General features: G+C 62.2%; 10 protein-coding genes and 1 pseudogene. All 11 read left to right on the top strand.

What is annotated here, in order from left to right; all coding sequences use genetic code 11:
• Positions 1-7 precede the first annotated feature (7 nt).
• Complete coding sequence (locus F6S12_RS15705) at positions 8-184, top strand: hypothetical protein (protein WP_003176118.1); 177 nt, start codon at positions 8-10, stop codon at positions 182-184.
• A complete protein-coding gene (locus F6S12_RS15700) occupies positions 168-3,122 on the top strand; it encodes a sensor histidine kinase (RefSeq protein WP_011063507.1) in 2,955 nt (984 codons plus the stop codon). Before F6S12_RS15705 ends, F6S12_RS15700 begins: the two co-directional genes overlap by 17 nt.
• A gap of 22 nt (positions 3,123-3,144) precedes the next feature.
• On the top strand, positions 3,145-4,572 hold the full coding sequence (locus F6S12_RS15695) for a sigma-54 dependent transcriptional regulator (RefSeq protein WP_315869060.1): 1,428 nt from the start codon (positions 3,145-3,147) through the stop codon (positions 4,570-4,572).
• Positions 4,573-5,317: 745 nt separating this feature from the next.
• Complete coding sequence (locus F6S12_RS15690) at positions 5,318-6,709, top strand: polynucleotide adenylyltransferase PcnB (RefSeq protein WP_011063509.1); 1,392 nt, start codon at positions 5,318-5,320, stop codon at positions 6,707-6,709.
• A gap of 3 nt (positions 6,710-6,712) precedes the next feature.
• A complete protein-coding gene (folK, locus tag F6S12_RS15685) occupies positions 6,713-7,192 on the top strand; it encodes a 2-amino-4-hydroxy-6-hydroxymethyldihydropteridine diphosphokinase (RefSeq protein ID WP_015637060.1) in 480 nt (159 codons plus the stop codon).
• A 394-nt stretch (positions 7,193-7,586) separates the two neighbouring features.
• A complete protein-coding gene (panB, locus tag F6S12_RS15680; protein ID WP_011063511.1) occupies positions 7,587-8,387 on the top strand; it encodes a 3-methyl-2-oxobutanoate hydroxymethyltransferase in 801 nt (266 codons plus the stop codon).
• Positions 8,384-9,244: a pantoate--beta-alanine ligase gene (gene panC, locus F6S12_RS15675; RefSeq protein ID WP_041119923.1), complete on the top strand. Its 861-nt coding sequence runs from the start codon at positions 8,384-8,386 to the stop codon at positions 9,242-9,244. The genes panB and panC overlap by 4 nt, the downstream gene beginning before the upstream one ends.
• Before the next feature lie 123 nt (positions 9,245-9,367).
• Positions 9,368-9,517: pseudogene (locus tag F6S12_RS15670) on the top strand (aspartate 1-decarboxylase); the annotation flags it as partial.
• Positions 9,518-9,763: 246 nt separating this feature from the next.
• On the top strand, positions 9,764-11,428 hold the full coding sequence (gene pgi, locus F6S12_RS15665; protein ID WP_011063513.1) for a glucose-6-phosphate isomerase: 1,665 nt from the start codon (positions 9,764-9,766) through the stop codon (positions 11,426-11,428).
• Positions 11,429-11,556: 128 nt separating this feature from the next.
• On the top strand, positions 11,557-13,494 hold the full coding sequence (gene acs / locus F6S12_RS15660; RefSeq protein WP_011063514.1) for an acetate--CoA ligase: 1,938 nt from the start codon (positions 11,557-11,559) through the stop codon (positions 13,492-13,494).
• A 53-nt stretch (positions 13,495-13,547) separates the two neighbouring features.
• Positions 13,548-14,414, top strand: a complete 867-nt coding sequence (locus tag F6S12_RS15655; protein WP_077934787.1) for an oxygenase MpaB family protein — start codon at positions 13,548-13,550, stop codon at positions 14,412-14,414.
• The last annotated feature ends 156 nt before the right edge of the window (positions 14,415-14,570 follow it).

The raw sequence follows: 14,570 nt of genomic DNA, 5'->3' as shown, positions 1-14,570 counted from the left end.
GGCCGAGATGTACATCTATCGCTTGGTCCTGCTCCTGGTAGTGGGGATCTATCTGTTCTCCCCCGCCATCATGGATTGGTGGATCGATGCTACTGGCGCCTGGTATCGCCCGTATCTGCTCTGGCTGATTCTGATCGTCGTGACCTTCATCCTGCAGAGCCAAAAAGATGCCGATGAGCTTTAGCCTGACCCAGATGATCCTGATCAGCGCCGCCTACCTGGCGGTGCTGTTCGGCGTTGCCTGGATCAGTGAGCGCGGGATGATCCCCCGCTCGATCATTCGCCACCCGCTGACCTACACCCTGTCACTCGGGGTCTATGCCAGTGCCTGGGCGTTCTACGGCACGGTTGGCCTGGCCTACCAGTACGGCTATGGCTTCCTGTCCAGTTACCTGGGGGTTTCCGGGGCCTTCCTGCTGGCACCGGTACTGCTCTACCCGATCCTGAAAATCACCCGCACCTACCAGCTGTCATCCCTGGCCGACCTGTTCGCCTTCCGTTTTCGCAGTACCTGGGCCGGTGCGCTGACCACGATCTTCATGCTGATCGGCGTGCTGCCATTACTGGCGCTGCAGATCCAGGCCGTGGCCGACTCCATTGGCATTCTCACCCACGAGCCAGTGCAACATCGGGTGGCGCTGAGCTTTTGCGCGCTGATCACCTTGTTCACGATCTTCTTCGGCTCGCGGCATATCGCCACCCGGGAAAAACATGAAGGCCTGGTGTTCGCCATTGCCTTCGAATCGGTGATCAAGCTGATCGCCATTGGCGGTGTCGGCTTGTACGCGCTGTACGGGGTATTCGACGGCCCGCAACAACTGGAACTCTGGCTGCTGCAGAACCAGACTGCCCTTGCCGCACTGCATACACCCCTTCAGGAAGGCCCGTGGCGCACCCTGCTACTGGTGTTCTTCGCCTCGGCGATCGTCATGCCGCACATGTACCACATGACCTTTACCGAGAACCTCAACCCTCGCGCCCTAGTCAGCGCCAGTTGGGGGCTGCCGCTGTTCCTGCTGCTGATGAGCCTGGCAGTGCCGCTGATTCTCTGGGCCGGCCTCAAGCTCGGCGCTACCACCAACCCGGAATACTTCACCCTGGGCATCGGCATCGCCGCCAACAGCCCGGCCCTGGCTCTGCTGGCCTATGTGGGCGGGCTGTCGGCCGCCAGCGGCCTGATCATCGTCACCACCCTGGCGCTCTCGGGGATGGCCCTGAACCACCTGGTGCTGCCGCTCTACCAGCCGCCGGCGGAGGGCAACATCTACCGCTGGCTGAAGTGGACCCGCCGCGCCCTGATCGTCGCCATTATCATGGCCGGCTACGCCTTCTACCTGCTGCTGGGCGCCGAGCAGGACCTGGCCAACCTGGGGATCGTGGCCTTCGTCGCCACCCTGCAATTTCTTCCGGGCGTGCTGTCGGTACTGTACTGGCCGACCGCCAACCGCCGGGGCTTCATCGCCGGCCTGCTGGCGGGGATCCTGGTGTGGCTGGTGACCATGCTGCTGCCGTTGATCGGCAACCTGCAGGGTTTCTACATCCCGCTGCTGAACATGATCTACGTCCTGGACGACACCAGTTGGCATATGGCGGCCATCGCCTCGCTGGCGGCCAACGTCCTGATGTTCACCCTGATCTCGCTGTTCACCAATGCCAGCACCGAGGAGGCCAGCGCCGCCGAAGCCTGTGCCGTGGACAACGTGCGCCGTCCGCAGCGCCGGGAACTGCACGCCGCCTCGCCCCAGGAGTTCGCCACCCAACTGGCCAAGCCGCTGGGGGCCAAGGCAGCCCAGAAGGAAGTGGAGCAGGCCCTGCGTGATCTGTATCTGCCCTTTGACGAACGCCGACCTTACGCCCTGCGGCGCCTGCGCGACCGCATCGAAGCCAACCTGTCCGGGTTGATGGGCCCCAGCGTCGCCCAGGACATGGTGGAAACCTTCCTGCCCTACAAGGCCGGTGGAGAAAACTACGTCACCGAGGACATCCACTTCATCGAAAGCCGGCTGGAGGACTACCACTCACGCCTCACCGGCCTGGCCGCCGAGCTCGATGCCCTGCGCCGCTATCACCGGCAAACCCTGCAAGAGCTGCCGATGGGAGTCTGCTCCCTGGCCAAGGACCAGGAGATCCTCATGTGGAACAAGGCCATGGAGGAGCTCACAGGCATACCAGCCCAGCACGTGGTGGGCTCACGCCTGAGCACCATTACCAACCCGTGGAAGGACCTGCTGCAGGGCTTTATCAACCTGCCGGACGAACACTTGCACAAACAGCACCTGGCCCTCGATGGCCAGACCCGCTGGCTGAACCTGCACAAGGCCGCCATCGATGAGCCTCTGGCCCCGGGCAACAGCGGCCTGGTACTGCTGGTGGAAGACCTGACCGAAACCCAGACCCTGGAAGACAAGCTGGTGCACTCCGAACGCCTGGCCAGCATCGGGCGCCTGGCGGCCGGGGTGGCCCATGAGATCGGCAACCCGATTACCGGCATCGCCTGCCTGGCGCAGAACCTGCGCGAAGAACGGGAAGAGGACGGCGAACTGACGGAAATCAGCGAGCAGATCCTCGAACAGACCAAACGCATCTCGCGTATCGTCCAGTCGCTGATGAGCTTCGCCCACGCCGGCAGCCATCAGCACAACGACGAGGCGGTGTGCCTGGCCGAAGTGGCCCAGGACGCCATTGGCCTGCTGGCGTTGAACCGGCGCAATTTCGAGGTGCAGTTCTTCAACCTGTGCGATCCCGACCACTGGGTCGACGGTGATCCCCAGCGCCTTGCCCAGGTACTGATCAACCTCCTTTCCAACGCCCGCGACGCCTCCCCTCCTGGCAGCGCGGTACGCGTCAAGAGCGAGGCTTTCGAGCACACGGTCGACCTGATCGTGGAGGACGAAGGCAGCGGCATTCCGAAGAACATCATGGACCGATTGTTCGAACCGTTTTTCACCACCAAGGACCCTGGGGAAGGCACCGGTCTGGGCCTTGCACTGGTCTATTCCATCGTTGAAGAGCATTATGGACAAATCACCATCGACAGCCCGGCCGATCCTCAAAGCCAACGCGGCACCCGTATCCGGGTGACTTTACCGCGTCATGTCGAAGCGACGTCCGCTGTGAACTGAGACCGTCGAGAGAATTGAATCAATGCCGCATATTCTGATCGTCGAAGACGAAACCATTATCCGCTCCGCCCTGCGCCGCCTGCTGGAACGCAACCAGTACCAGGTCAGCGAAGCCGGCTCAGTGCAGGAGGCACAGGAACGCTTCAGCATTCCCACTTTCGATCTGATCGTCAGTGACTTGCGCCTGCCAGGCGCCCCGGGCACCGAATTGATCAAGCTCGGCCAGGGCACTCCGGTGCTGATCATGACCAGCTACGCCAGCCTGCGCTCAGCCGTGGACTCGATGAAAATGGGCGCGGTGGACTACATCGCCAAGCCGTTCGATCACGATGAAATGCTCCAGGCCGTGGCGCGGATCCTGCGGGATCGGCAAAGCGCCGAAAATGCCCCGCCAGACCGTCCGGCCGCCAAGGCTGGCACCACTGCGGAGCGGGCCGGTGCGGGCAACAACAATGGCGAAATCGGCATCATCGGTTCCTGCGCTCCCATGCAGGATCTGTACAGCAAGATCCGCAAAGTGGCGCCCACTGACTCCAATGTACTGATTCAGGGTGAATCCGGTACCGGCAAGGAACTGGTGGCCCGGGCCCTGCACAACCTGTCCAAACGTGCCAAGGCACCGATGATTTCGGTGAACTGCGCAGCCATTCCGGAAACCCTGATCGAGTCCGAACTGTTCGGCCACGAGAAAGGCGCGTTCACCGGTGCCAGCGCCGGCCGTGCCGGCCTGGTAGAAGCTGCGGACGGCGGCACCCTGTTCCTCGACGAGATTGGCGAGCTACCGCTGGAGGCGCAGGCGCGATTGCTGCGAGTACTGCAGGAAGGCGAAATCCGCCGTGTCGGCTCGGTACAGTCACAGAAAGTCGATGTGCGCCTGATTGCAGCCACTCACCGCGACCTGAAAAGCCTGTCGAAAATAGGCCAGTTCCGTGAAGACCTGTACTACCGCCTGCACGTGATTGCCCTGAAACTGCCGGCCCTGCGTGAGCGCGGTGCAGACGTCAATGAAATTGCCAATGCCTTTCTGGCCCGCCAGAGCGCACGCGTCGGCCGCACGGACCTTAAGTTCGCCGCCGATGCAGAACAGGCCATCCGCCATTACTCCTGGCCGGGGAACGTGCGCGAACTGGAGAACGCTGTCGAGCGTGCGGTCATTCTGTGCGAAAGCCCGGAAATCTCGGCCGACCTGCTGGGCATCGACATCGAACTGAGCGACCTGGAAGACGACGACTTCGTCGGCCTGCCCCCACAAGCGGGTAACACCAGCCACGAACCGACCGAAGACCTGTCTCTGGAGGACTACTTCCAGCACTTCGTCCTCGAACACCAGGACCACATGACCGAGACCGAGCTGGCACGCAAACTGGGCGTCAGCCGCAAGTGCCTGTGGGAACGTCGTCAGCGCCTGGGCATCCCACGGCGCAAGAGTGGAGTCGCCAGCGAAAGCTGAACTACGGCTGACGAAATCGCGGGTAACACTCGCTTTTGTGAAAAAAACTGTTACCTGCTCCATCGCACGTAACAGGAACCGGGGCTAAAGGTAACGAAGCCCCGGTTTTTTTTGCCCTGAAAAACACCCAACGGCACGCCTAACCCCTTGTTTTACTGGGGATCGCAAAAGTTGGCACGGCACCTGCTATATGTTTGGTACAAGAACAATAACAAGCAATGCACAAGACAATAAAAATAAGACGAATCGACTCACGCATAATAAAAACAACACGGCGGAGGCGCAGCTAACTGATTCTTTTGGAGAGGCGTTGTATTTGGGGCTTGCCCCACAACCAGGCCGAGAACAACAAAAACTGCCCTAAGGCAGAGCCTGAACTGGTTGGATCGAAAGGTCATTGCAACTCAGCGATCAAAGCAATCCGTTTGCTCTTGGCTCCCGATTGGGAGGGTCATCCTGGGTAAACCAGATGACAAGGGCGTTTAACAAAAACAAGAAGCCCGAAACCAATAATAAAAATAGAGCACGCAACTATTCTGGGGGAGCTTCGGCTCCCCTTGTGGTTTCCGGAATTCGTGTTTTCACTCCCCCGCCCCACATCCAACCTCGCCAAACCGCAGCTCAGCGCCAGCCTGTACAAGTCGCGGCAGCTTCCTACACCATCCTTCGACTAAATGCTAGAATCCCCGCCCATCATGCGGCCACTCTTCGTTTTGGCCGAATATTCCTTCAAACAGTGCATCCCATGCTGAAGAAGCTGTTCCAGTCATTCCGTTCTCCCTTGCGTCGTACGCAACATAAACGCAGCACGCCTGAAGTGCTCAATAGCAGCCAGCATTCGCTGCAACGTGCCCAGTTCAGCCGGTATGCGGTGAATATCGTCGAACGCCTGCAGAACGCCGGCTACCAGGCCTACCTGGTGGGTGGCTGCGTGCGCGACATGCTGCTCAATATCACCCCCAAGGACTTCGACGTCGCCACCAGCGCCACGCCGGAACAGGTCAAGGCCGAGTTCCGTAACGCGCGCATCATTGGCCGGCGTTTCAAGCTGGTGCACATCCACTTCGGTCGCGAAATCATCGAAGTTGCGACTTTCCGCGCCAATCACCCGCAAAACGAAGACGACGAGGACAGTAACCAGTCATCGCGTAACGAAAGCGGGCGGATCCTGCGGGACAACGTCTATGGCACCCTGGAAGAGGACGCGCAACGTCGCGACTTCACCATCAATGCCCTGTACTACGATCCGGTCAGCGAACGCATTCTCGATTACGCCAATGGCGTACACGACATTCGCAACAACCTGATCCGCCTGATCGGCGATCCTCGCCAGCGTTATCAGGAAGACCCGGTACGTATGCTTCGGGCAGTACGCTTTGCAGCAAAACTGAACTTCGGCATCGAGAAACACACCGCCGCGCCCATTCGCGAACTGGCACCGATGCTGCGGGAAATCCCCTCGGCGCGCCTGTTCGAAGAAGTGCTCAAGCTGTTCCTCTCCGGCTACGCGGCGGACACCTTCGAAATGCTGGTGGACCTGCAACTGTTCGACCCGTTGTTCCCGGCCAGCGCCGAAGCCCTGGAGTACAACCCGACCTACACCCATACGCTGATCAGCGAAGCCTTGGTCAACACCGACCTGCGGATCAAGCAGAACAAGCCGGTGACCCCAGCCTTCCTGTTCGCAGCCCTGCTCTGGCCAGCCCTGCCGGCCCGGGTGCTGCGCCTGCAGGAGCGTGGCATGCCGCCGATTCCGGCCATGCAGGAAGCCGCCCACGAGCTGATCGCCGAACAGTGCCAGCGCATCGCTATTCCCAAGCGTTTCACCATGCCGATCCGCGAAATCTGGGATATGCAGGAACGCCTGCCACGGCGCAGCGGCAAGCGCGCCGACCAGTTGCTGGACAATCCGCGCTTCCGCGCCGGCTACGACTTCCTGCTGCTGCGCGAAAGCGCCGGCGAGCAGACCGATGGCCTGGGAGAATGGTGGACCGACTATCAGGACGCCAATGACGCCGAACGCCGCGACATGATCCGCGACCTCAGCGGCAAGGAAGACGCCAGTGGCGCGCCACGCAAGCGCCGACGCAGCAGCGGTGCCAAGCGCAAGCGCAGCAGCGGCGCATCGGGCGAGTAATAGATGGAACGCATCTATATCGGCATGGGCAGCAATCTGGCAGCCCCTGAAGCACAACTGCGCAGTGCCACCGAGGCCCTCGCGCAGTTGCCCGAAAGCCGCCTGCACGGCGTATCGGCCTTCTACCAGAGCGACTCATTGCTCCCAGGCCAGCCACGCTATACCAACGCCGTCGCGGCGCTGGACAGCGCGCTGGCGCCGCTAGCCCTGCTGGACGCCTTGCAGGCCATCGAAAACCAGCAAGGCCGCGAGCGAAATGAGCGCTGGGGCCCACGTACCCTGGATCTGGACATCCTGTTGTTCGGCGATCGACTGATCGACGAACCCCGCCTCAAAGTCCCCCATTACCACATGCAGGCGCGCCCCTTCGTGCTCTACCCGTTGGCGGAACTGGCCCCTGCCGACCTGCAACTGGCTGACGGCCGCACCCTGCACGAACTGCTCGCTGCCTGCCCATTTGTCGGCCTGGAACGCCTGGCCTGACCGCTGAAACGCATCAGTAACGGCGGTAACACTGGCAGCGTAACAATGCGGTAACACATCTAATTGACTTCCCGAGTTCTCCTCACGACTATAGGCGTCCCGTTGCCGCCATCACGGCGCTAAAGGGCGCAATTCAAGTGAGGCCGGTTCGCGGCGAGCCCGGGAAACGCCAGGCAGGGGCAGTTGTGCAACGGCGGTGGCACCCGCTGGCATGGCACCTCTTCTGGGCACAGAATGATGGGCCCGACGCCACAGGCGCGACTCCCGCAAGCCCGTTCAAATCGCTTGGAACCAGGCTGTATAAGCACGACAAAAGACCGTGCGCCTGAATAACGAAGAATCACGCGCGTTACTCGCAGTAGTTTCCAAAGCGCCTGAAATGAGGACCCCTTTCATGCCAGATATCACTCTGACCACCCTGCAAAGCCTCAAGCAGAAAGGTGAGAAAATCACCATGCTGACCTGCTACGACGCCACCTTCGCCCACACCTGCTGCGAGGCAGGCGTCGAAGTCCTGCTGGTAGGCGACTCCCTGGGCATGGTGCTGCAAGGACACGACAGCACACTGCCCGTCAGCACCGCTGACATGGCCTATCACGTCGCGGCGGTCAAGCGCGGCAACAACGGGGCACTGATCCTGGCCGACCTGCCATTCATGTCCTACGCCACCACTGAACAGGCCCTGAGCAGCTCGGCCCAGCTGATGCAGGCCGGCGCCCATATGCTCAAGATCGAAGGCGCAGCCTGGCTGGCCGAGCCGGTGCGCCTGCTGAACGAGCGTGGAGTGCCGGTCTGCGTGCACATGGGGCTGACGCCACAGACCGTGAACGTTCTGGGCGGCTACAAGGTCCAGGGCCGCAATGAAAGCCAGGCACGGCAGATGCGTGCCGATGCCATCGCCCTGGAGCAGGCCGGCGCGGCAATGCTGCTGCTGGAGTGCGTGCCCAGCGAGCTGGCGGCGGAAATCACCCAGGCGGTGAAGATCCCGGTAATAGGTATCGGTGCCGGCAATGCTACCGACGGCCAGGTCCTGGTGCTCCACGACATGCTGGGGCTGTCCCTCAGCGGCCGCTCGCCGAAGTTCGTGAAGAACTTCATGGCAGGCAAGGACAGTATCCAGGCCGCCTTGAGCGCCTATGTCGAAGAAGTCAAAGCCGTCACCTTCCCTGGCGCCGAACACGGGTTCTCTGCATGAATACAGTCAAAACCGTGCGCGAATTGCGCGCCGCGGTCGCCCGCGCGCGCAGTGAGGGCAAGCGGATCGGCTTCGTGCCCACCATGGGCAACCTGCACAGTGGCCACGCCGCCCTGGTGGCCAAAGCCGCCCAGCGGGTGGACTTCGTGGTCGCCAGCATCTTCGTCAACCCACTGCAGTTCGGTGCCGGCGAAGACCTGGACAAGTACCCACGCACCCTCGCCGCCGACCAGGAAAAATTGCTGGAAGCCGGTTGCCACCTGCTGTTTGCCCCCAGCGTCGAAGAAATGTACCCCGACGGCATGGCCGGGCAGACCCGGGTCAGCGTTCCCCAGCTGTCCGAAGGCCTGTGCGGCGCCAGCCGTCCCGGGCATTTCGAAGGCGTGGCTACAGTGGTCAGCAAGCTGTTCAACATGGTCCAGCCCGATCTCGCGGTGTTTGGCCAGAAGGACTACCAGCAGTTGGCAGTGATTCGGGCCCTGGTGCACGACCTGAACATGCCGATCCAGATCATCGGTGAGCCAACGGTACGTGCCGCCGACGGCCTCGCCCTGTCGTCGCGCAACGGCTACCTGAGCGAAGAGCAGCGCGCTATCGCCCCGGTGCTGTACCGCAGCCTGAGCCAGATTGCCCAGGCCATCAGGAACGGCGAACGCGACTATCCCAAGCTTGTGGCCGAACAACAGCAGCAGCTTGAAGCCGCCGGTCTGCGCCGTGACTACCTGGAAATCCGCCAGGCACAGAACCTGCGTCCAGCCACCGCGCAAGACCGTGAACTGGTGATTCTTGTGGCAGCCTATCTGGGCGCGACACGGTTGATCGACAACCTGCACCTGGACCTCGACACACCGGCATGAACGCCCGATTGCCCGAACTCCAACCTTCGGGCAAACTGCCGCCGGCTGGGGCCTGCAGCCCATGACTGCGGGCCCCGTTCAAGGATCTGCCCCAGGGAACACCCCATGTACACCATCATGTTCAAGGCCAAGGTCGGTGATCGAGCGACCCTCTGTACCTATGCTCCCTGCAGTGAAGCCGAACTGCTCGGTTTCAAGCCGCGCATGCTGCACATGGCCCCTGGCAATGAGCAGAGCCTTACCAGCCCTGCGATTGCGGATCAGGTCGCCTGACGCTTCCCCCTATTTCTACCCATTGAAAGCCCGAATCCAGACCAGGCAGGCCCGCTGAGTACAAAATAGTACTGGCCACCAGTCGGACAAAGCCAAGACAGAACAGCACGCCGGGGTTACTGTTATCCCCCCGAGTGATTAAACGTATCAGCACAGGGCCGGCCCAACGGGTCCTTGAGACCGCGCAGGACGTTCCGGGCTTTTCAGTGTCCAAAAGGCAGTTCAAGCAAAAGGAAAACCGCAGCGATGGCGTACTACCGCACTCCTCATGACGTTACCGCTCTGCCCGCCTGGCAAGCGTTGAAAGACCACCGCCAAGCCATGCAGGATTTCAGCATGCGCGAGGCGTTCAATGCCGATCCGCAGCGCTTCAGCCAATTCACCCTGAGCAGCTGCGGGCTGTTTCTCGACTATTCGAAGAACCTGATCACCAGCGAAACCCGCGACCTGCTGGTGAACCTGGCCAAGGAAGTCGGCCTCTCAGACGCCATCAAGTCCATGATCACCGGCGAACTGGTCAACGCTTCCGAAGGCCGCCCGGCCTTGCACACCGCACTGCGCCGCCCGGTGGGCGACAAGCTGTCGGTGAACGGTGTCAACGTGATGCCCGAAGTGCACAAGGTACTGAACCAGATCACCGAGCTGGTGGGCCGCATCCACGACGGCCTGTGGCGCGGCTACACCGAGAAGCCCATCACCGACGTGGTGAACATCGGCATCGGCGGCTCCTTCCTCGGCCCGGAGCTGGTTTCCGAAGCGCTGTTGTCCTACGCCCAGAAAGGCGTGCGCTGCCATTACCTGGCGAACATCGATGGCAGCGAATTCCATGAGCTTTCTGCGAAAATCCGGGCAGAAACTACGCTATTCATCGTTTCCTCCAAGTCTTTCAATACCCTCGAAACCCTGAAGAACGCCCAGGCAGCACGGGCCTGGTACCTGGCCCAGGGCGGCTCGGAGGCCGAACTGCACCGCCACTTCATCGCCGTGTCGAGCAACAATGCGGCGGCAGTGGCCTTCGGCATTCGCGAAGAGAACATCTTCCCGATGTGGGACTGGGTCGGCGGGCGCTACTCGCTGTGGTCCGCCATCGGCCTGCCGATCGCCCTGGCCATCGGCATGTCCAACTTCAAGGAGCTGCTGTCCGGTGCCTACACCATGGACCAGCATTTCCAGAGCGCCCCATTCGAACAGAACATGCCGGTGCTGCTGGCGCTGCTGGGCGTGTGGTACGGCAATTTCTGGGGCGCGCAGAGCCACGCGATCCTGCCGTACGACCACTACCTGCGCAACATCACCAAGCACTTGCAACAATTGGACATGGAATCCAACGGCAAGAGCGTGCGCCAAGACGGCACCCCGGTGGCCACCGATACCGGCCCGGTGATCTGGGGCGGCGTGGGCTGCAACGGCCAGCATGCCTACCACCAGTTGCTGCACCAGGGCACCCAATTGATTCCGGCCGACTTCATCGTGCCGATCGTCAGCTTCAACCCGGTGGCCGACCACCATCAATGGCTGTACGCCAACTGCCTGTCCCAGAGCCAGGCACTAATGCTGGGCAAGACCCGCGCCGAAGCCGAGAGCGAACTGCGCGAGAAAGGCCTGAGCGAAGCCGAAATCGCGAAGCTGGCACCGCACAAGGTGATTCCCGGCAACCGTCCGAGCAACACCCTGGTGGTGGAGCGCATCAGCCCGCGGCGCCTTGGCGCACTGGTGGCGCTGTATGAACACAAGGTCTTCGTGCAAAGCGTGGTCTGGGGCATCAACGCCTTCGACCAGTGGGGCGTGGAGCTGGGCAAGGAGCTGGGCAAAGGCGTCTACAACCGCCTGGTCGGCAGCGACGAAACCCTGGCCGACGACGCATCGACCCAAGGCCTGATCAACTACTTCCGCGGCCGTCACCGCGGCTGATCGACCCTGTCACCCCAGGAGCCGGCCACACCGGCTCCTGTCCGGGCCCCTGCCCTTCCCCACTTGAACCTTCCCGGCACTTGTGCGCACCCTTATGACTTGTCGCAAAACAAGAATAAGGAACCGTCATGTTCGATATCAGCACTTTTCCGAAAGCCGATGCCGTCCGCCGGGCGGCACAAATGAGCCAGGACGACTACCACCACCTCTACCGCCAGTCCATTGAGCAGCCGGACCAGTTCTGGGCCGAGCAGGCCAGGCGCTTCCTGCACTGGAGCAGCCCCTGGGACAGCGTCCACAGCCACGACATGCGCACCGGCGAGGCCAACTGGTTTCGCGGTGGCCAACTCAACGTCAGCTACAACTGCATCGACCGTCATCTGGAAAAACGCGGCAATCAGGCGGCGATCATCTGGGAAGGTGACAACCCGGCAGACTCCCAGCGCATCACTTACCAGGAACTCCACGACCGGGTCTGCCGCCTGGCCAACGTGCTGAAAAGCCGTGGCGTGAAGAAGGGCGACCGGGTGTGCATCTACATGCCGATGATTCCCGAAGTGGCCTACGCCATGCTCGCCTGCACCCGGATCGGCGCGGTGCATTCGGTGGTGTTCGGCGGTTTTTCGCCGGAGGCCCTGCGCGACCGCATTCTCAACGCCGACTGCCGCACCGTGATCACCGCCGACGAAGGCGTGCGCGGCGGCAAACTGATTCCGCTGAAGAGCAACGTCGACAAGGCCCTGCTCAGTTGCCCGGATGTCAGCAGCGTGCTGGTGGTCGAACGCACCCGCAACCCGGTGAACTGGGTGCCAGATCGCGACATTTCCTATGAACAGGCCGTGGCTGGCGCCAGCAACCAATGCGCCCCCGAGCCGATGGACGCCGAAGACCCGCTGTTCATCCTCTACACCTCCGGCAGCACCGGCAAACCCAAGGGCGTGCTGCACACCACCGGCGGCTACCTGCTACAGGCCGCCATGACCTTCAAGTACGTGCTGGACTACCGCGACGGTGAAGTCTTCTGGTGCACCGCCGACGTCGGCTGGGTCACCGGCCACAGCTACATCCTCTACGGCCCCCTGGCCAACGGCGCGACCACGCTGATCTTCGAAGGCGTGCCCAACTACCCCAGCACCTCGCGTTTCTGGGAGGTGGTGGACAAGCATCAGGTGAACATCTTCTACACCGCGCCCACCGCTCTGCGTGCCCTGATGCGCGAAGGCAGCGCCCCGCTACAGAACACCTCCCGCGCCAGCCTGCGCTTGCTCGGCAGCGTCGGCGAGCCGATCAACCCGGAAGCCTGGGAGTGGTATTTCAACGTGGTCGGCGAACAACGCTGCCCGATTGTCGATACCTGGTGGCAGACCGAAACCGGCGGCATCATGCTCAGCCCCCTGGTCAGCGCCCGGCAGATCAAGCCCGGATGCGCCTCGACCCCGATGTTCGGCGTACAACCGGTGCTGCTGGACGACCAGGGCAAGGAAATCCATGGGGCAGGCAGCGGCATCCTGGCAATCAAGGCCAGTTGGCCGGCGCAGATCCGTAGCGTCTATGGCGATCCCAAGCGCATGGTCGAAACCTATTTCGCTCCCTACCCCGGCTATTACTTCACCGGTGATGGTGCCCGGCGCGACGAGGATGGCAGCTACTGGATCACCGGGCGCATCGACGACGTGATCAACGTTTCCGGGCACCGCATCGGCACCGCCGAAGTGGAAAGCGCCCTGGTGCTGCACGACAGCATCGCCGAAGCGGCGGTGGTCGGTTACCCCCATGATCTCAAGGGCCAGGGAATCTATGCCTTCGTCACACCGATGCAGGGCGTCGAGCCCGACGAGGCACTGAAGAAGGAACTGCTGGCCCTGGTCAGCCGCGAGATCGGCAGTTTCGCCAAGCCGGAGCTGATCCAGTGGGCTCCGGCCCTGCCGAAAACTCGCTCGGGCAAGATCATGCGGCGTATCCTGCGCAAGATCGCCTGCAACGAACTGGATACCCTGGGTGACACTTCGACCCTGGCGGACCCCAGCGTGGTGGACGGCCTGATCGACAAACGCCTGAACGTTTGAAACCGGCGCGGCATCCGCCGCGCTTCTTTTTTAAATAGCCACACCGAGCTGTCATGGAATTCATTCGCAGCCGCATCGAAAGCCAGGTCATGAGCCTGTCCGGCCTGTCTCTGGGCCAACTCGACCTGGAACATCCCAAAGGTGACCCCGGCCTGTTCGGGCCGGGGTCCGTCAGTTGGCAGGTGCACGCCGACTTCAGCAGCATGCTGATCGGCGGCATCAGCGCCCTGTTGATGCAGGCCCTGCATCCTCTGGCCTTGGCCGGCGTCTGGGATCACTCGAACTTTCGCCAGGACATGATCGGCCGGCTGCGCCGCACCGGGCAGTTCATCTCCGGCACCACCTTCGGCTCCCGCCAGGACGCCGAATGGCTGATCGACAAGGTACGCAGCATTCACTTGCACATAGTCGGCACCGCCCCAGATGGCCGCCCCTATGCCGCCAGCGACCCCGATCTGCTGACCTGGGTTCACGTGGCTGAGGTCAGCAGCTTTCTTGCCGCGCACTTGCGTTACCTCAACCCTCATCTTTCCGGGGCTGACCAGGATCGCTACTACGAAGAGATCGCCCTGATCGCCGAACGCCTGGGAGCCCGGGACGTGCCGCGCTCGCGACGCGCCGTGGCCGACTACCTGCAGGCCATGCGCCCCCAACTGCTCTGCGACCAGCGCAGCCGGGAGGTCCTGCGCCTGCTGCTGGCTGCCCCAGCCCCCAGCCGCCTGGCCAAACCCTTCGGTTCGTTGATGATGCAGGCCGGCATCGACCTGCTGCCGGACTGGGCCAGCGCCATGCTCGAGGTCAATCAGAACCCGCTGCAACGCCAACTGATTCGTGCCAGCGTCAAGCGCAGCACGCCGATGCTGCGCTGGGCGGTACGGGACAGTTCCGTGCACCGGGCGAAACGACGCATGGGCCTGTAAAAACCGACCGTTCAAGCACAACCCGACCGGCCGGTTCGCGATTGGCCGGCTCCCGGGGTTGTGTGCAACCATGATTTCGCCAATTTCCAGTGCCTGTGCCGCCCGGCCAACACCCGCACCACGCCACAGGTCCCCGCCACCGAACACAAGGACCCG

This window comes from Pseudomonas sp. JV245A (assembly GCF_032424515.1).
Classification (GTDB): Bacteria; Pseudomonadota; Gammaproteobacteria; order Pseudomonadales; family Pseudomonadaceae; genus Aquipseudomonas; species Aquipseudomonas protegens.
Note: the sequence above shows the minus strand (reverse complement) of the source record. Positions and strands in the feature narration are given on the sequence as shown.